Source organism: Achromobacter sp. UBA4530 (assembly GCF_002388205.1).
In the GTDB taxonomy this organism is placed as follows: domain Bacteria; phylum Pseudomonadota; class Gammaproteobacteria; order Burkholderiales; family Burkholderiaceae_B; genus Achromobacter; species Achromobacter animicus.
The window spans coordinates 48,275-65,917 of record NZ_DGMA01000043.1 but is presented as its reverse complement, the minus strand read 5'-3'; the positions used below and the strand labels follow the sequence as shown (position 1 = coordinate 65,917).

Annotated in this window: 17 protein-coding genes; 15 read left to right on the top strand and 2 right to left on the bottom strand. The window is 67.1% G+C overall.

Annotation, left to right across the window (positions count from 1 at the left end; genetic code table 11):
• The first annotated feature begins 65 nt into the window (after positions 1–65).
• Entirely contained in the window at positions 66–1,457 is a 1,392-nt protein-coding gene (locus B2W22_RS25010; protein WP_286939986.1) for an FAD-binding oxidoreductase, read from the top strand.
• Between the two features lie 97 nt (positions 1,458–1,554).
• Here B2W22_RS25010 and B2W22_RS25005 read toward each other — a convergent pair whose 3' ends face one another.
• Positions 1,555–2,541 (bottom strand): Bug family tripartite tricarboxylate transporter substrate binding protein, encoded by a 987-nt coding sequence (locus tag B2W22_RS25005; RefSeq protein ID WP_286939985.1) that lies wholly within the window; start codon positions 2,539–2,541, stop codon positions 1,555–1,557.
• 77 nt (positions 2,542–2,618) lie between these two features.
• Positions 2,619–3,848 (bottom strand): CaiB/BaiF CoA transferase family protein, encoded by a 1,230-nt coding sequence (locus B2W22_RS25000; protein WP_286939983.1) that lies wholly within the window; start codon positions 3,846–3,848, stop codon positions 2,619–2,621.
• A 171-nt stretch (positions 3,849–4,019) separates the two neighbouring features.
• Here B2W22_RS25000 and B2W22_RS24995 point away from each other — a divergent pair, with 171 nt between their 5' ends.
• The 14 genes from B2W22_RS24995 (at position 4,020) to B2W22_RS24930 (ending at position 17,642) form a co-directional block, all read left to right on the top strand.
• Positions 4,020–5,231, top strand: a complete 1,212-nt coding sequence (locus B2W22_RS24995) for an ABC transporter substrate-binding protein (protein WP_286939982.1) — start codon at positions 4,020–4,022, stop codon at positions 5,229–5,231.
• Between the two features lie 27 nt (positions 5,232–5,258).
• Positions 5,259–6,098, top strand: coding sequence for an FAS1-like dehydratase domain-containing protein (locus B2W22_RS24990; protein ID WP_286939981.1), 840 nt, complete (start codon positions 5,259–5,261; stop codon positions 6,096–6,098).
• A gap of 45 nt (positions 6,099–6,143) precedes the next feature.
• Entirely contained in the window at positions 6,144–6,887 is a 744-nt protein-coding gene (locus B2W22_RS24985; RefSeq protein ID WP_286939980.1) for an SDR family NAD(P)-dependent oxidoreductase, read from the top strand.
• Positions 6,888–6,915: 28 nt separating this feature from the next.
• Positions 6,916–7,854 carry an NAD(P)-dependent oxidoreductase gene (locus tag B2W22_RS24980; protein WP_286939979.1) on the top strand — a complete coding sequence of 313 codons (939 nt, stop codon included), beginning with the start codon at positions 6,916–6,918 and terminating at the stop codon, positions 7,852–7,854.
• Positions 7,847–8,725 carry a branched-chain amino acid ABC transporter permease gene (locus tag B2W22_RS24975; RefSeq protein ID WP_105239998.1) on the top strand — a complete coding sequence of 293 codons (879 nt, stop codon included), beginning with the start codon at positions 7,847–7,849 and terminating at the stop codon, positions 8,723–8,725. The genes B2W22_RS24980 and B2W22_RS24975 overlap by 8 nt, the downstream gene beginning before the upstream one ends.
• A 7-nt stretch (positions 8,726–8,732) precedes the next feature.
• On the top strand, positions 8,733–9,713 hold the full coding sequence (locus B2W22_RS24970; protein WP_286939978.1) for a branched-chain amino acid ABC transporter permease: 981 nt from the start codon (positions 8,733–8,735) through the stop codon (positions 9,711–9,713).
• Positions 9,710–10,498 (top strand): ABC transporter ATP-binding protein, encoded by a 789-nt coding sequence (locus B2W22_RS24965; RefSeq protein WP_286939976.1) that lies wholly within the window; start codon positions 9,710–9,712, stop codon positions 10,496–10,498. Before B2W22_RS24970 ends, B2W22_RS24965 begins: the two co-directional genes overlap by 4 nt.
• Positions 10,491–11,264: an ABC transporter ATP-binding protein gene (locus B2W22_RS24960; RefSeq protein WP_286939975.1), complete on the top strand. Its 774-nt coding sequence runs from the start codon at positions 10,491–10,493 to the stop codon at positions 11,262–11,264. The genes B2W22_RS24965 and B2W22_RS24960 overlap by 8 nt, the downstream gene beginning before the upstream one ends.
• Before the next feature lie 12 nt (positions 11,265–11,276).
• Positions 11,277–12,215, top strand: a complete 939-nt coding sequence (locus B2W22_RS24955; RefSeq protein WP_286939973.1) for an SMP-30/gluconolactonase/LRE family protein — start codon at positions 11,277–11,279, stop codon at positions 12,213–12,215.
• 6 nt (positions 12,216–12,221) lie between these two features.
• Positions 12,222–13,241 carry a Bug family tripartite tricarboxylate transporter substrate binding protein gene (locus B2W22_RS24950; protein ID WP_286939971.1) on the top strand — a complete coding sequence of 340 codons (1,020 nt, stop codon included), beginning with the start codon at positions 12,222–12,224 and terminating at the stop codon, positions 13,239–13,241.
• 96 nt (positions 13,242–13,337) lie between these two features.
• Complete coding sequence (locus B2W22_RS24945) at positions 13,338–14,540, top strand: FAS1-like dehydratase domain-containing protein (RefSeq protein WP_105241631.1); 1,203 nt, start codon at positions 13,338–13,340, stop codon at positions 14,538–14,540.
• Positions 14,541–14,577: 37 nt separating this feature from the next.
• Positions 14,578–15,741 carry a CoA transferase gene (locus B2W22_RS24940; RefSeq protein ID WP_286939968.1) on the top strand — a complete coding sequence of 388 codons (1,164 nt, stop codon included), beginning with the start codon at positions 14,578–14,580 and terminating at the stop codon, positions 15,739–15,741.
• Positions 15,738–16,970: a CaiB/BaiF CoA transferase family protein gene (locus tag B2W22_RS24935; protein ID WP_286939966.1), complete on the top strand. Its 1,233-nt coding sequence runs from the start codon at positions 15,738–15,740 to the stop codon at positions 16,968–16,970. The genes B2W22_RS24940 and B2W22_RS24935 overlap by 4 nt, the downstream gene beginning before the upstream one ends.
• A gap of 90 nt (positions 16,971–17,060) precedes the next feature.
• Positions 17,061–17,642: a cysteine hydrolase gene (locus B2W22_RS24930; RefSeq protein WP_286939964.1), complete on the top strand. Its 582-nt coding sequence runs from the start codon at positions 17,061–17,063 to the stop codon at positions 17,640–17,642.
• Position 17,643 lies beyond the last annotated feature (1 nt).

Here is a 17,643-nt window from a genome sequence, read left to right as displayed (position 1 = left end):
CCCAGCAGATAGACGGCTTGCTTTAGACGCTGTTTGTAAATGCATCGCCTTCGAGGAGATGTGTGATGAACAAACTGTCCAGCAGCACCTTGGAAGATCTGCGCGCCGCGGTCCGGGGCCAGATCCTGTCCGCCGGCGATGCCGGCTACGACGACGCTCGCAAGATCTGGAACGCCACGGTAGACCGGCGGCCCGCCGTCATTGCGCGATGCGCGGGCCCCGCCGACGTGCGCCGCGCCGTGGATTACGCGCGAGAGAATCAGTTGGTGGTTTCCGTGCGCGGCGGCGGCCACAACATCGCGGGCACCGCCGTCTGCGATGACGGCATGATGATCGATCTGTCACCCATGAAATCGGTACGCATCGACCCCGTGCGTGCTCGAGCCTTCGTGGAGCCCGGCGCCACCTTGTCCGACCTCGATCACGAAGCGCAGGCATTCGGCCTCGCCGTTCCCCTGGGCATCAACTCCACGACCGGCGTAGCCGGCTTGACGTTGGGAGGCGGTTTCGGGTGGCTGACGCGCCGGTTCGGCATGACCGTCGACAATCTGGTGTCTGCCGACGTCGTCACAGCCGACGGCCAGTTGCTGCACGCCAGCGACTCGGAAAACCCGGACCTGTTCTGGGCACTTCGCGGCGGCGGCGGTAATTTTGGCGTGGTCACGATGTTCGAGTTTCAGCTTCATCCGGTGGGGCCTGAGGTCTACGGCGGACTGGTGGTGATCCCGCTCGAACAGGCGCGCGACGCGCTGGCGCGATACCGCGATGCATTGCCGTCCATGCCTCAGGAGCTGACCGTTTGGGCGGTGCTGCGCCAGGCGCCGCCGCTGCCTTTCCTGCCGGCATCCGTGCACGGCAAGCCCATCATCGCCTTTGCGTCGTGCTACACGGGCGGCGTGGACAAGGGGCCGGATGTCCTGCAAGTGGTGCGTGGTCTGGGCGAACCCTACGGCGAACACCTTGGGCCGATGCCGTACGCGGCCTGGCAGAAGGCGTTCGATCCATTGCTGACGCCCGGCGCGCGCAACTACTGGAAGTCTCACAACATCGGGGAGCTGGAAGACGGCCTGATCGACGCCGTCGTGTCGGCGGTTCAGAACGTGCCGTCGCCGCAATGCGAGATCTTCTTTGGCCACATTGCCGGCGTGGCGATGCAGGTGCCGGTGTCAGCCACCGCGTATCCGCACCGGGCAGCGCAATTCGCCATGAACGTGCACGGACGTTGGGACGATCCACAGGACGATGCGCGTTGCATCGCCTGGGCGCGCGATATCTTCAAGGCGACAGAGCCCTGGTCGCAAGGCGGCGTGTATGTGAACTTCCTGACGCAGGACGAAACCGCACGGGTGGGAGCGGCCTATGGCGAGAACTTCGACCGGCTGGTGCAGGTGAAGACCCGCTACGATCCGCACAATCTCTTCCGGCATAACCAGAACATCAAACCGGCCGCGGCTTGATGTCGTGGAGCGACGTGTCAGCCGGGCCGGCGGGATGCAGAATGGGACCGGCCCCGCTGCTTGCGCCGCCAGATCAGGACGCCTGCGCGCCTGAGCCTCACTCCAGCTTGATATCCGCCTTGCGCGCAACTTCGCGCCAGCGCTGCAGGTCTTCCTGCAGTTCGGCGCTGAACTGAGCCGGTGAGTCCAATACCGGTTCCACGCCACGCGCGACGAGTGCCTGGCGTGCGTCAGGCGCCTGCATGCCGCGTTTAAGGGCTTCATACAGCCGATCGGCCAGCGCCGGGTCCAGCTTCGGCGGGGCCAGCACGCCAAACCAGGTGGTGGTCTGGAATCCCGGCACACCGGCTTCCTGCACGGTGGGGATGTCGCGGGCGGTGTCCGACCGCGCGGGGCTCGTGACGGCAAGGGCGTGCAACTGGCCGCTCTGGATCAGCGGCAGCGAAGAAGGCAGGGTGTCGAAGTACGCCTCGACGCGGCCGCCGATGAGGTCGGTGATGACCTGGCTGCTGCCTTTGTAGGGAACGTGCTGGAAATTCGCCACGCCCGACGATTGCACGAAGAGTTCGGCCGCCATGTGCGTGATGTTGCCGATGCCGGCAGAGCCGTAGGGCACCGGCGTACGGCGGCTCTTCGCGTACTGCAGGAATTCGTCCAGGTTCCTGGCAGGAAGCTTCGGGTTCACGACCAGCACTAGGGGCGTATAGCCCACCTGCGTGATTGGCGTGAAATCGCGCAGCGGATCATAGGGCAGCTTGGGCGAGAGCGCGGGACTGATGGACTGCGACGCCGTGACGCCCAGCAGCAGCGTGTAGCCGTCCGGCGCCGCCCGCGCGACTTCGGCCGCCGCGATGGTGCCGTTGGCGCCGGCCTTGTTGTCGACGACCACGCTGGTCTTGAGCGCATCGCCCAGGCGCTGCGCGACCTGGCGGGCCACGAAGTCGGCGCCCCCGCCAGGCGGAAAGCCTACGATCAGCCGTATGGGACGGTCGGGATAGTCCGCGGCAATGGCGGGGGCGGCGGCGCACAGCATGCCGGCGATGGCGGCCTTTAACAGGCCCGGCACAATCTTGAGCTTCAGCATTTGCAGTCTCCTCGATTCTGGTCGGGCGGTCTGTCGCGCCCTGTTCAGTGCGGCGTGCAACGCGCTTTATACGCGCCTCACGCCTGCTTGCGTACCGGCGCCCAGGCAAAATCGCCCGGCTGGCCGGCGCAAGCGGCGCCGCTGTCGATCAGCGCGCCGCATTCTTCAGGGGTAAGGCCCGCCGCCATCAGCACGGCCCGCGTGTGTTCGCCCAGATCCGGCGGCGGCAGGGTCGCCACGCCGTCGTCGGCAGCGTGCAGACGCGGAAATTCCGGCACGTCGAAAGCCAGGTCGCGGTATCGGACGTTGCGCAGCTTGCCCGGCTGACGCGCCTGGTCCGCGTCCAGCACGCGCTCCAGCGGCAGGACTTCCGTGCTGCCCACCCCAGCCATCCGAAGCCGCGCGGTGGCGTCGTCGAACGTATGCGCGCCGATGGCGGTTCGTACGACGTCCTCGACGCGCTCGCGCGCCTTCTTGCGATCCTTCAGCGCAGCAAGTGAGGCGTCCGCTGCCTCCGGCAGTGCCATGGCCTGACAGAACTTGAGCCAGTGTGCGTCGGTGAGCATCAGCAGGTACATCCAGCGTTCGTCGGAGGTCAGGTAGGCGCCATAACCCGGCATGCTGAATTCGCCGTGCGGTTCGCGCTCCGGCCGGCCCAGCAACTGGGTCTTGAGCTGCACGCCCACCAGGTCTCTCGAAGCGACGTGCAGGCCGGTCTCGTACAGGCCGACCTCCACGTGGCCGCCTTCCTGCGCGGCTTCCGGTTGCAGCATGCGCGCCAGGATGCCGATGACGGCGTAGGCGCCCGCGAACTGGTCGTGGTAGGAAGGCCCCAGCCGGCTGGGACGGCCATTGATGCGGTTGGCTTCCATGACGCCCGTCGACGCTTCGGCGACCGGGTTGGAGGCCAGGTCGTCGGCCTGCGGGCCCTCGGCGTAGCCGCGGATGTGGCAATAGATCAGACGGGGATTGATGGCCTGACATTCGGCCTTGGTGAGTCTCAACTTGCGAGCTGCCTTGGGCGCCAGGTTGTGGACGAACGCGTCGGCGGTTTTCAGCATCCTGAGAAAGGCGGCGTGGCCATCGGGATGCGCCAGGTCCAGGCACACGCTTTTCTTGCCGTGGCTGTAGGCGATGAACGTACCGCTGGGCCCGCCCCGAACCAGGCTGCGCGTGGGATCGCCGCGCGCCGGCTCGACCTTGATCACTTCAGCGCCCAGTTGGGCAAGGATGTGCGACGCAAATGGGGCGGCCAGCATGGTGCCCAATTCAATGACGCGGCGGCCCGCGAGGGGGGGAGTGTGCATGGTGCCTCCTGGCGTGGGTCTTGAAAGAATGCATTCTATATGTTGAAAGTTTGCGCAGTCGAAACCTTTTTGCTAGGGAAAGCCCGTATTTTTCAGGCCACGCAAATATATAGAATGCATTCTTAGTCGCGCAGCAGACGGCGGCACCTAAAGATCCACCAGGAGACAACCGTGCACAGAAGGACATTCCTTTCGGGCTGCGCCGCGGCAGCGTCGATTTCGCTTCCGGGGTGGGCGCGCGCGCAGTCGGCATCGCCCGGCATCGACGCGGCCAGCAAGACGGTCACCGTCGGCGCCTTCACCCCCATTACCGGTCCCGTCCCGTTCTATGCGATTCTTTCCCGCGCCGCGGACGCCTGCTTCAAATGGGTCAATGACACCGACGCGCTGAACGGCTGGAAGATCAAATTCGTCACCTATGACGACGGCTACGAACCTGCACGCAGCGTGGCCGTCACGCGGCGGCTGGTGGAAGAGAACAAAATCTTCGCCCTGGCTGCGCCGGTGGGCACCGCCCAATCGGTGGCGGTGATTCCTTACGCCAAGGAAGTGGGGCTGCCGATGATCGGCCCCATCGGCGGCGCGACGGCGCTATTTGCCGAACGGTTGGTGTTTCCGTTGTTGCCCGATTACGGCTGGTCCGCGGCGTCCAATCTGGAATACGCGTTCACGGGCCTGAACGCCGGCCGCGTCGCGTTGCTATGGGAGAACGACGAACTGGGCCGGTCTGCCAAACGCGGCTTCGACATGCTCATGGCCGCCAACAACAAGCAGGCGGCCGAGTCGATTCCCTTTGAGGTGCGTAGCACCGATTTCACGCCCCACGTGCGCCGCATCGCCAACGCCAAGGCGGACGTCGTGATCCTGTTCGGGTCGAACGCCAACCTGGCGGCTGCGCTCAAGACCGCCGATCGCCTGGGTTACCAGGGCAAATGGATGGCGCCGTTCTTCACCGCCGATCCCACCACGTACAAGCTGGCCGGACCGCTGCTGGACGGCGCCTATTTCTCGTCATGGCTGATGCCTGTTGATGCGGACGACGCCAATATCCAGGCCTACCGCCAAACCGTCGCGAAGCTTTACCCGAACGATCCCATCGGCGTCTTCGGCCTGAATGGCTGGAGCAATGCCGCGCTTTTCGCCAAGGGGTTCCAGATGCTGCTGGCCAGCGGCAAACCCTTGACACGCGCGAATCTGGTGGACGTCATGGAGACCATGACGGACCAGACCGTCGGCGGGGCGCGGCGGGTCACGTTCAAGCCGGGCGACCACCGCGGCGCGCGTCAGGAAGGGATCATCCAGGCCGTTTCCGGCGGCAGCTTCAAGCTGGTGAGGGACTTCAAGCCCTATCCGGCCGACGTCTTCGACGCAAAGCCGGCCTAGGCCGGCACACCCTGAAGGAGTGCCCGCGTGAGCAACGCATTTGACGAATGGATTGGCCGCGAAGAGACGCATACGCAGCGCATCGACGCGGCGGTAGTGCAGGCCATGGCGGCTACGCTGGACTTGGCGCGCGCGCCCGCTGCGGGCGAACCGCTGCCACCCGGTTGGCAATGGCTGTTCTTCAACTCGGCAGCGCGGCGCAGCGGGCTGGGCGCCGACGGCCATCCGCGGCGCGGCGGCTTTCTACCGCCCATTGATCTGCCGCGCCGAATGTGGGCGGGCAGCCGGATCGCCTACCCCGCGGACCTGCCGATCGGATCGGAAGCCACGCGGCGCAGCCGCATCGCCAAGATCGAAAACAAGGTTGGTAAGCGCGGCTCGCTGTGGTTCGTGACGGTGGAACACACAACGCAAAGCGAGGGTACGACGTGCATTGTCGAGGAACAGGACATCGTCTACCGCGAAGCGCCGCCGCCGGGCGCGTCGGCCGCGGCGCCCGTGCGGCACGAGGCGGAAGGCCGCTGGGGCCGTGAGGTGCGCCCCGACACGACGCTGCTGTTCCGCTATTCCGCACTGACCTTTAACGGCCATCGCATCCATTACGACCAGGCCTACGCCCGCGATGAAGAGGGCTATCCCGATCTGGTCGTGCATGGCCCCCTGACGGCGACGCTACTGCAGCAGCTTGCGCTGGACCAAGGGGAAGGACGGCAACTGTCCCGCTTCGAGTTTCGCGGTGTCAGCCCGCTGTTCGTATCGCGCGCCTTTCGCATCGAAGGGCTCATGCAGGAAGATGGGACGCTTGCGCTATGGGCGCGCGGACCCGACGGCGAATTGGCGATGTCCGCCACGGCGGCGTTGCGCTGACAGGTCGCGCGGCCACGGATGAACACTGACAGGAGACAAGAGAAGATGGCACAGCATTTGAGCGGTCCCGCGAATCTCGAGGGCCAGGTAGCGTTGATCACGGGCGGCGCGGGTGCCATGGGGCAGGCGATCGCCAAGGCCTTCCGGCAGGCGGGGGCGCGCGTGATCGCCACGGACCGCGTTGACGCGCAGGAGCTTGGGGGCGGCATCGATTACCGCCGTTACGACGTGACGTCCCGCGCCGAGACTGACCAGGTCATCGACGCGGTCCTGGCCGAGTACGGCAAGGTGGACATCCTGGTGCTGTGCGCCGGCATCATCGCCCGCACGCCGCTGGGGGAAAGCACCGACGACGAATGGGATGCGGTGATGTCAGTCAATGTGCGCGGCGTGGTCAATCCAGCGCGCAAGCTGTTCCCGCTGATGTGCAAGCAGGGCTTCGGCAAGATCCTGGCCGCCGGCTCGATCGCCGCCAAGAACGGGGGCGTGGCATCCGGCCCCGCCTATGTCGCGTCCAAGGCCGCCGTGCACGGCATGATGCGTTGGATCGCCAAGGCAGGCGCTCCGCACGGCGTCTACGCCAACACGCTGGCACCGGGACCGGTCGAGACCGCCATGTGGGCCAGCGTCACGAGCGGCGGCGCGCCGTCCGCGAACGGCACCGTTCCGCTCGGCCGCTACGGCAACGCCGACGACATTGCGCAGGCGGCGCTGTTCCTTTGCTCGCCCGCGTCGAACTGGATCACGGGCACGTCGCTGGATATCAGCGGCGGCATGTGGATGGATTGACAACCGGCATTGCTGACAGGAGCCACGCATGACTGCAGATTCCGTACCCGTGATCGGCTTTATCGGCCTGGGCGTGATGGGCGGCCCGATGTGCCGCAACATGGCCGTCAAGCACACCGGCGAGGTCATCGCCTTCGATATGAACCCGCAGGCCCACGCCCTGCTGGAAGGGACCGGCGCGCGCCGTGCGGAATCGATCGCCGAGGTGGCCGGGCGCGCCGACGTGGTCTTCCTGTCCTTGCCCGGCGGACCGCAGGTGGAAGCCGTGTGCCTGGGGGAGGGCGGGCTGGCGGACGGCGTGCGTCGCCCTGCCGTGATCGTCGATCTCAGCACCACCACCGTCGCATCCGCCCGCGCCGTCGCCGCGCGGCTTGCCGAGCGCGGCATCGCGTTTGCCGATGCGCCGGTCGCACGCACCCGCGAAGCGGCGCAGCGCGGAGAACTGAGCATCATGGCCGGTGCGGACGAAGCGCTTTACGCGCGCATCGAGCCGCTGCTGCGCTATATCGGCTCGGACGTGACCCGCTGCGGCGAAGTGGGTTGCGGCCAGGTAGTCAAGCTGATCAACAATGCGCTGGTGTTCGAGAACACGGTGGCGCTTGCCGAGATGATGGTGCTGGGCGAGCGCGCGGGGGTGCAGCCCGCGGTGCTGCTGGATGCGGTGTCCAAGGGATCGGGCGACAGCTTCGTGCTGCGCAATCACGGCCGCAAGGCCATGCTGCCTCGCGAGTTTCCGGAAAAGGCGTTTCCGCCGGAATACGTGCTCAAGGACCTGAGCTATGTGCTGGAACTGGCCGCGCAGGCAGGCGTTGCGGCGCGCGTCACCGAACTGGCGCAGCGCTATTACGCGGCGAGCGCTGGCGGCGGATGGAGCGGAAGGTATTTTCCGTCGGTGATCGAACTCATCGACCAGGGTGCGGCGGTGGACGCGGCCCCATCCGCGCAGCAGGGGCGCGCCCATGGATGACTTCATTGGCCTGATCTGGGCGGGCGTGGTCAGCGGCTGCCTCTACGCCATGGGCGCGATCGGCATTGTGCTGATCTACAAAAGCTCCAACGTCGTGAACTTCGCCCATGGCAATCTGGCGGGCCTGGCTGCGTTTCTGGTGTTCGGGTTCACGGCGGGCATTTTCGCGAACATGGCGTGGGGGGCAGCCGTGGTGTTGACGCTGGTGATCATGGTGGCGGTCATGGCGGTCAGCTACTTCCTGATCGCGCCGCTCGTCTTCAAATCCGACCTGACCAGCACTATCGCGACACTGGGCGTGGGCCTGGTCGCGCAGGGCGCAACCCAGCTCCTGTTCGGTTCCAACGTCGTGTCGCTGGACCTGCCGCTGCCCGCGTGGCGCAGCCAGATCGGGCCGGTCCACGTCACGGCCTATGACCTGGCCGTGCTGGGCGCCACCGGACTGGCCATTGGCCTGCTTTACCTGCTGATCGAGCGCACCCGCATCGGCATCGCATTTCGCGCTGTGTCCGCCAACCCCTTTGCCAGCCGGGTCTGCGGGCTGAATCTGCGGCGGGTGCATCTGTTCTCGTGGGTGACCGCAGGCGTGCTGGGACTGATCGCGTCGCTGCTGATCGTGCCCACCACCTTCCTGTCGTCGACCAGCGTGTCCTCGTTCATGTTGCAAGCGTTCGCCGCGGCCGTCGTGGGCGGCTTCAACAGCCTGCCGGGGGCGGTGCTGGGCGGCATCCTGATCGGCGCCATCATGAACCTGCTGTCCTTCTACGTATCGGCCGAGTTCAACAACACCTATCTGCTGCTCACGATCCTGCTGGTGCTCAACGTGTTTCCGAAGGGCGTGATGGCGATCCGGGGAGGTGCCCGTGTCTAGCGTGATCATGTCAACCAACCGCCTCACGGCGGACGCGAAGCCGGCCGCCCCGGCCGCGGCGCCCCGGCGCCTGATGGCCGGCCTGGGCGTGACCGGCGTGCTGGGCCTGGCGCTGCTCCCACTCGTGGCGGGCGGGTACTGGACTTACACCCTTGGCCTGTGCTTTGCCAACGCCATTGCCATCATCTCGGTGAGCTTTCTGGTCCGTTACGGCGGCGAGGTGTCCATCGGTCACGGTGTCTTCGTCGCGGCGGGCGCCTATACGGTGGCGCTGATGGAGAAATACATGGGCGTGTCGCTGCTGGCCAGCCTGCCGGCCGCGGCAGTCGCCGGCGCCTTCCTTGGAATTGTCTTTGCCTATCCCTCGCGGTATCTGTCGGGCATCTACCTGGCCGTCGCGACGATGGCGCTGGCCCTGGCTTTGCCCGAGGTACTGCTGCACTTCTCGTCGGTTACGGGCGGCTACGAAGGCGTGTACGTGAAACTGGATGCCTTGCCCGGCATCGCCAAGGAGGCGCAGCGCTACTACCTGCCGCTGGCCGGGCTGGTGGCAGTGGCGCTGCTGCTGCGCCACTTCCGCCGCTCTCGGCAGGCCATGGCGCTGCTGCTGATCCGCGCGTCGCCCCACGCGGCCGAGTCCTTTGGCGTGCGCAGGAGTTGGGCGCGGCTGTCGTGCATGGCATTGAGCGGAGGCATCGCGGCCATCGCCGGCGCCTTGCTGTCGTTCAGTTCCTCCACCGTGTCGCCCAACAGCTTCACGCTCTGGACATCGATCTTCCTGTTGGTCGGCTCGGTGGTGAGCCTGTATTCAATGTCGATCCTGGGGAGCCTGCTGGGCGGCCTGTTCCTGACCCTGATGCCGCTGCTGCTCGCCGGCGCGGGCGACTGGGTGCCCATCCTCTACGGCTCGGCGCTGCTGGCGGTGGTGCTTGGCGTCAACGCGCTGCCCGCCACGGTGCGCGCCCGGCTGCACGGAGGCAACCCATGAGCGCACACGCCACGCTGGATCGCGACCCGCTGGTGGTGGAAGACCTGTCGCTGGCATTCGGCGGCATCCAGGTCCTGCAGCACATCGGATTGCGCCTGGAGGCCGGAGAGATCACGGGACTGATCGGACCGAACGGCGCCGGCAAGACCAGCTTCTTCAACTGCCTGACCGGGCTGTATTCCCCGCAGCAGGGGAGCATCCGGCTGGGCGCGCGCCGGCTGGAGGGCGTGCCGCCCACCGGCCGTGCCGCACTGGGGTTCTCGCGCAGCTTCCAGCATGTGGCGCTGTGCCCCGAATTGACGGTGGCCGAGAACGTGATGATCGGCCTGGACCGCCAGTCGTCGGCGGGATGGCTGGACGCCTTCCTGCCGCTGCCGCGCGGCCGGGCCGAGCGCGGCCTGAACCGCGACCGCGCGCTGGCCGCGCTGGAAAGACTGGGCGTGCGGCATGTGGCCGAGGAATACCCCGCGCAGCTTCCGCCGGGCGTGCTGCGGCTGGCTGAAATCGCCCGCGCCATTGCGGGTGACCCCCGGGTGTTGCTGCTGGACGAGCCCGCGGCCGGCCTGAATTCCGTCGAGACGCACGATCTGTCCAGCGCCTTGAAGCGCCTGCGCGCGCCGGGCTTGGTGCTGGTCGTCGTCGAACACGACATGGACCTGATCATGGATGTGTGCGACACGATTCACGTGCTGAACGTCGGGCGGCTGCTGGCGTCCGGCAACCCGGAAGCCGTGCGTGGCAATCCCGACGTAGTGCGGGTCTACCTGGGAGATGAAGATGCGTGATGCGGCGACGACGTTGCTGGCGGTGGAAGGGCTGACCGTGCGCTATGGCGCCGGTCCGGTCGTGCACGGCATCGGGCTGACGGTGGGCGCGGCGTCCGTCGTCGCGCTGCTGGGGGCGAACGGGGCGGGCAAGTCCAGCACCTTGCGCGCGATCGCCGGACTGGAGCCCGCGCAGGGGCGGATCCGCCTGGACGGCGACGATATCAGCGGCCTGTCTGCCGGGCAGCGCTTCCGGCGCGGCATCGTCTATGTGCCGGAAGGACGTGCGATCGTGACGGACCTGACGGTCGGCGAGAACCTGGTCCTGGGTTCGTACTTCGTGGATGCGCGCACGCGTGCCCGGCGCGAACAGATGATCATGGACTTCTTCCCCGAGATCGCCGGACGGCGCAACGCGCCCGCGGGCCTGCTCAGCGGCGGCGAGCAGCAGATGCTGGCGATCGGTCGCGGGCTGATGTCCGGGCCGCGACTGTTGTTGCTTGATGAGCCGTCGCTCGGCCTGGCGCCGCTGCTGGTCGCCCGCGTGTACGAACGGCTTGCTGCCATTCAGCGCGAACAGAAGCTGGCCGCGCTGTTGGTGGAGCAAAGCTTTCACGTCGCGGCCAAGCTTGCGGAACGCGCCTGGGTGTTGCGGCACGGGCATATCGTCGGCGAACTGGACGAGCAGGCGCTGCGCAGCCGGGAAGGACGGCAACGCGCCATCGACGCCTACCTCGGTGCTCGCGCGCAGGCGCAGCCGGCCGGGGCTGCGGCCTCTCACGCATAACCGGGGAACACGATGGAACACTTGAAACTGCAAGGCGAGGTCATTGCCACGGGGCTCGAATTTCCGGAAGGTCCCGTCGCGATGCCCGATGGCAGCGTGCTGGTGGTTGAAATTGCGGCGGGACGCCTTACGCGCGTCCTCGCCAATGGCGAGCTGCGCAAAGTGGCCGACCTGGGCGGCGGGCCGAACGGCGCCGCGCTGGGGCCCGACGGCCACGTCTATGTGTGCAACAACGGCGGCTTCAGCTGGCGCACTGATGACGGCTTTACGCGTCCGACGGGGCCGGCAGCCGGGTATGCCGGCGGCAGCATCCAGCGCGTGGACCTGTCGACTGGCGAGGTCCAGACGCTCTACACGCACTGCGATGGCATGCCGCTGCATGGGCCCAACGATATCGTTTTCGATGCGCATGGCGGCTTCTGGTTCACGGACTTCGGCAAGACGTTCGAAGACCGGATTCTGCGCGGCGCGGTGTACTACGCCCGCGCCGACGGCGCCCACATCCGCCGCGCCGCGCATCCGGTGCTGACGGCGAACGGCGTGGGCCTGTCGCCGGACGGCAGCGTCCTCTACGTGGCGGAAACCGAGACTAGCCGGCTGTGGTCGTATCCGATTCTGGATGGCGGGGCCGAGCGCGGTGTCCTCGGGACAGCGCCGTGGCCGTCGCCCAACGGCGGCAGGCTGGTGCACGGCCTGGCGGGCTATCAGCGCTTCGATTCGCTGGCCCTGGAAGAGAACGGCAACATCTGCGTGGCGACGCTGGTGCGAGGCGGCATCAGTGTGTTTTCACCCGGCGGCGAGCTGCTGGAGTTTCACGAGGCCCCGGAGGGCTACTGCACCAACATTTGCTTTGGCGGCCCCGATCGCCGCAGCGCCTACATCACGTTGTCGGGCCGCGGGCAGTTGTTCGCCGCGCGCTGGCCTCGCGCCGGCCTGGCGCTCAACGGTTGAATCACCATGACATTTCTTCGAAAGGACGCATCGATGAAGCGCGTGACAGACTCTGGCCGCCGTGCGGCCCTGAAGGCGATGCTGGGCGCGGCAGCGCTGTGCGCGCTGCCGCAGGCAGGCGCCGCGCAGGCCTGGCCCGACAAGCCCATCCGCATCATCGTCCCGTACGCAGCCGGACAGGGCGCGGACGTGCTGGCCCGGCTGGTGTTCCAGGAACTGGGCAAGCGCCTGAACCAGCCTGTCGTGATCGAGAACCGCGCCGGCGCCGGCGGCAATATCGGCTCTGCCGCCGCGGCACGCGCGCCTGCCGACGGTTACACGTTCCTGTTCGGCACCAACGCCACCAATGCGGCCAACGAATTTCTCTACGCCAATCCGGGTTATGACGCCGCCGCCGACTTTTCCGGCGTGGCCATGATCGGACTGCTGCCCATGGTGATCTGCACGTCGGACGCCGATCTGACTGCCAACAGCGTGCCCGCGCTGATCGAACGCGCTCGCGCCAAGCCCAACGCGCTGAACGTGGGTCTGCCCAGCACCACCGCGCAAGTGGTGTTCGCGGAATTCGTGAAGTCGGCCCAGGCGCCGTTGTTCGCGGTCAAGTACAAGGCCTCGGGCCAGTCCCTCACCGACACCATGGGCCGCCAGATCCCGCTGGCCATCGACACCGTGACCGCCGCAAGGCCGCACTTGGCCAGCGGAAAGCTGCGCGCGGTGGCCATCACGTCGCTCAAGGGCAGCGAGATGCTGCCCGGCGTTCAGTCCGTCGCGGAGCAGGGCGTGCAGGGCTTCGACGTCGTCGCCTGGGATGCCTTGTTCGCGCCCCGGGGCACGCCACCCACGATCGTGCGGGAACTCGGCGAACACATCCGGCAGGTTCTGGAACAGCCGGATATGCGCCGCAAGATGCTCGACATTGGCGTCGAGCCGCTGGTAATGCCGCCCGCGCAACTGGACGCCTTCGTCAAGGACGAACGCAAGAAGTGGGGCGACATCATCAGAGCCGCCGGCATCCGCATTGAATAGCAGTTCAACCCCTGCGCCCCGTGCGCCCCTTTTTTTCGGTTCTTAAAGAATGCATTCTGCATTCCAATGTCGAGGAGCATCAAAGTGAGCAACGTCATGAGTCTTCCCCAAGCCGATGTCGGAAACGCGCCCGCCGAGGGCCGCATCACGGACGAGGCAGTTACCGCCGCCCGCGCCATGATCGGCCTGCATCTGCGGCCCGAAGGGCCTTACCTGCAGGACGCGACAGCGGACACCCTGCGCAATTGGTGCAATGGCATCGGCGACCTGAATCCGCTGTATCGCGATCCCGGCTACGCCTCGGGCACGCGCTACGGCACGCTGCTCGGGCATCCGATGTTTCCCATGGCGTTCGGCTGGCTGGGCCGCACGCGCTGGGGCCTGCCGGGCGTGCACGGTTTCTATGCGGGCAACGACTGGGAGCTTTTCCGCCACGTACGCCCCGGCGACCGCATCACCGCGATCGAGCGCGTGGTAGGCGTGGAAGAAAAAGAGAGCAAGTTTTCCGGCCGCCTGGTACTGCAGTACGTGGAGGCCAGCTACTACAACCAGCGCGGTGAATTGGTCGCCCGCGCCTTGGGCACGTGCACGCGCCACGAACGCAAGGCCGCGCGCGAAACCGGCAAGTACAAGGAGATCGTGCAGCACGAATACACGGACGAAGAACGCGATCGCATCGACATGATGGTGCTGGACGAGCCCAAAAACATCCGGGGCGCCAATGTGCGTTATTGGGAGGATGTGCAGGAGGGCGAGGAATTGCCGACGATTGCGCGCGGTCCGCTGTCGCTGATGGACACGATGGGTTTCCTGGTCGGTTGCGGCCGCGGTCACACACATGGCGTTGTGCTCCAGGCCGCGGTCAAGCACCCGGGCCACTTCTTCCGCAATCCGGAGGCGGGTGGCGGCGTCGAGTACACCGGCATCGGCCATCACCGGGAATCGGTGGCGAAGGAGGTCGGCGTACCGGGCACCTACGACTACGGTCCTCAGCGCTCGTCATGGATGTGCTCGCTGGTCACGAACTGGATGGGCGACGCCGGCGTGATCAAGCGTGTGCGCACGGAGATGCGGCGCTTCAACATCATGGGCGACACGACGTTCTGCAAGGGCAAGGTGGTGCGCAAGTACGTCAAGGATAAGACCGGTCTGGTCGACATCGAATTGGCGGCGGAGAACCAACGAGGCGAGCTGACCACGCCGGGGATCGCGACGGTGGCCTTGCCGTCGCGCGACGTCCGGCTGCCGGCCTTCCTGGACGGCTCGGGCGTCGACCTCGAACTGCCCGTGACGCGCTGATCGGCCCCCCCGGCCGCAACCCTGACGAGACAGCCCTATGCAGTCCAACGAAACGCCACAAACCGCCTCGCTGCCCCTCACCGGATGCCGCGTCCTGGAGCGTTCGAACACGGTGGCGGCCGCGTACGCCGGTCGAATGCTTGCCGCCCTGGGCGCGCAGGTCGTGATGCTGGAGCCGCCAGGCGGATCGCGGTTGCGGCAGGCGCCGCCGATGACCGGCGACGGCGAGAGCGCGCTTTTTGCGTATCTGGCCGTGGGCAAGCGCAGCCTGGCGGCGGACCTGGCGTCGCCGCCAGGACGGGCGCTGCTCGCGCAGCAACTGGCGCAGGCGGACATCCTGATTGACGACACGCCCTTGCGCGAGCGCGAATCGTTGGGTCTGGCGCCGCGCGACGTAGGCCGCGGCTGGCCGAACCTCGTGCATGTCAGTGTGCTGCCGTTCGGGGCGGAGGGCCCGAAGGCCGAATGGGAAGGCGAGGAAGTCAATCTGCTGCACGCGGGCGGCGAAGGCTTTCTGCTTCCCAATGGCCTGTCGCACGAGTTGTTTCCCGACCGGCCGCCCTTGAAGATCTACGGCCATTTCGGCGGCTACCAGGGCGGGGCGATGGCGGCCTTCTGCGCGCTGTCGGCCTGGTGGGCGGTGCCGGCGAGCGGCGGGCAATACGTGGATGTGTCGGTGCAGGACGCCGTGCTGTCCGTGGGCGCGTTCGCCTTGCAGCGATTGGGCGACGGCTCGCTGGAACATCGCACCAGCCGCCGCTTCCGCTATGGTGGCGTGTTCGAGGCGCAGGACGGCTACATCGAACTGCTGACATTGGAGGACAGACAGTGGGCCGCGCTGGTGCAACTGCTGGGCAGCCCGGACTGGGCGGCTGATCCCGGCCTGCGCGACCCGCTGGAGCGCAGCCGCCGCGGGGACGAGATCAACGCCCATGTGCGCGAATGGATGGCGCGTCATCCTGTCGACGACATCGTGCGGCGCGCGCAGGAATTGGGTGTCCCCGCTGCCAAGTACCGCCTGCCGGCCGAGGTGGTGCAAGGTGAACAGGAGGCTGCGCGCGGCCTGTTCGCGCCGGCCGAACTGGCCAGTGGCCAAGCGGCCAGCATTCTGGTCGCGCCCTTTCAATTCCGTTGCACGCCCTTGCCCAGACCGGGGCGCGTCCCGGTCCTGGACGAGATGGCGCAGGAGGTATCCGCATGACGCAATCTGAAAACGCGGGGGCGCCGTCCACCCGCGCGCTCCGTGCGCCACTGGCTGGCGTGCGCATCGCCGACTTCACGATCCACGCGGCCGGCCCGTTCTGCACGCACCTGCTCTCGCAACTGGGCGCCGAGTGCATCAAGATCGAGAGCCTCACGCGTCCGGACGCCTTTCGCAAACCGCACGCTGTCTACGGCCGCATGTCCGCCGCCACGTTCGACCAGGTGTCGGCCAACAAGCTGTCGGTGCGTCTGAACTTGAAGCAGCCCGAAGCCGTGGCGCTGGCCAAGCGGATCGTTGCGCTGTCAGACGTCGCCGCGGAAAGCTTCCGGCCCGGCGTCATGAAGCGTCTGGGATTGAGCTTTGACGCACTGCGTGAGGTCAAGTCCGATCTCGTGCTGCTGTCCCTGTCTTCCTGCGGCCAGAGCGGGCCGGATTCGCACTTTGCCGGCTATGCGCCGCTATTTGGCGCGTGGGGGGGACTGGGCTGGATGAGCGGCTATAGCGATGGCCCGCCGGTGGAGATGCGCCACGTGATGGACCACGCGGCGGGCGTGCACGCCGCGCTGGCAACGATCGCCGCCCTGAACCAGCGACGTCGAACCGGACAGGCGCAGCATGTCGACCTGGCCGCGCGCGAGGTCGCCTCGGCCATGATCGGCGATGCGCTGGTCCTGGCCAGTCTCGGCATCACGCCGCAACGTCCGGGCAACGCAGATCTGGCCATGTCGCCCCACGGCGTCTATCCCACCGCGCATCCCGACCGATGGCTGACGCTGGCCGTGCGGACGGACGAAGCGTGGCGCACCCTTGCGCGCCTGTTGGGCGGGGAGGGCGACGCCGACCTGTATCCCGACGCGCCTTCGCGGATCAGGCATCGCGAGGACGTCGACCGCCTCGTCACGCAGTGGCTCGCGACGTGCGACGCCGACGCCACCGCCGAGCGCTTGCAGCAGGCCGGCATCAGCGCACACGTGTCGTGGACCATGCAGGACATTGCGTCGGACCCGCATCTGCAGGCGCGCGGCGCCGTCTCGCCGGTCGAGGCGCCCGGCATCCCGGCCCGTCTGGCCGTGGGTGCGCCGGCCCGCTTCAGCAAGGCCGACCAGATCGGAATCCGGCGCTTGACGCCCGCCCTGGGCCAGGACGAGGATTACGTGTTCGGCGAACTGCTGGGGCTGGACGCCGCCCAGCGCGCCGACCTGCAGGCGCGGGAGGTAATCCTGTGACCGTGCCACTGCACCCTCGCGCCACGCGCCGTCAGGGCGCGGCTGTCCACGCCACCCCCAACCCCCGACAACAACCTTGAGGAAATCTCGATGAAAGACGCCATCTACCTGGTGCTGGACATGGAAAACGATCTCGTCCATGCCGACGGACCCAACGGCCGCGCCGGCTACGGCGAGCAGGTGCGCAGCCGCGGCATCCTGCAAAACACGCGGCGTGCGGTGGACAAGGCGCGTGCGGCCGGCCTGCCCATCGGTTTCGTACGGGTGGGCTTTTCGCCCGACTACCGCGAATGCCCGCCCAACTCGCCGATCTTTTCCGGTGCGCGCAAGAACGGCATCTTCAAGCTGGGCGAGTGGGGCACCCAGGCGCACCCCGACCTGGGTCAACAGCCTGGCGACTTCGATATCGTCAAGCACCGCGTCAGCCCCTTCTACAGCACCAGCCTGGAAGCCATCCTGCGCGCGAACGGCATCAAGCGGATCTATTGCTCGGGCATTTCCACCAACGCCGTGGTGCAGGCCACCGTGCGCGAGGGCCACGACCGCGATTACGAAATGATCGTGCTGGAAGACTGCTGCTGCGGCCTGACCGCCGAAGAGCACGACAACGCGATCAAGAGCCTGCAACGCTTTTGCCGGACCACCAATTCCAACGACGTCGTCTTCGAGTGAG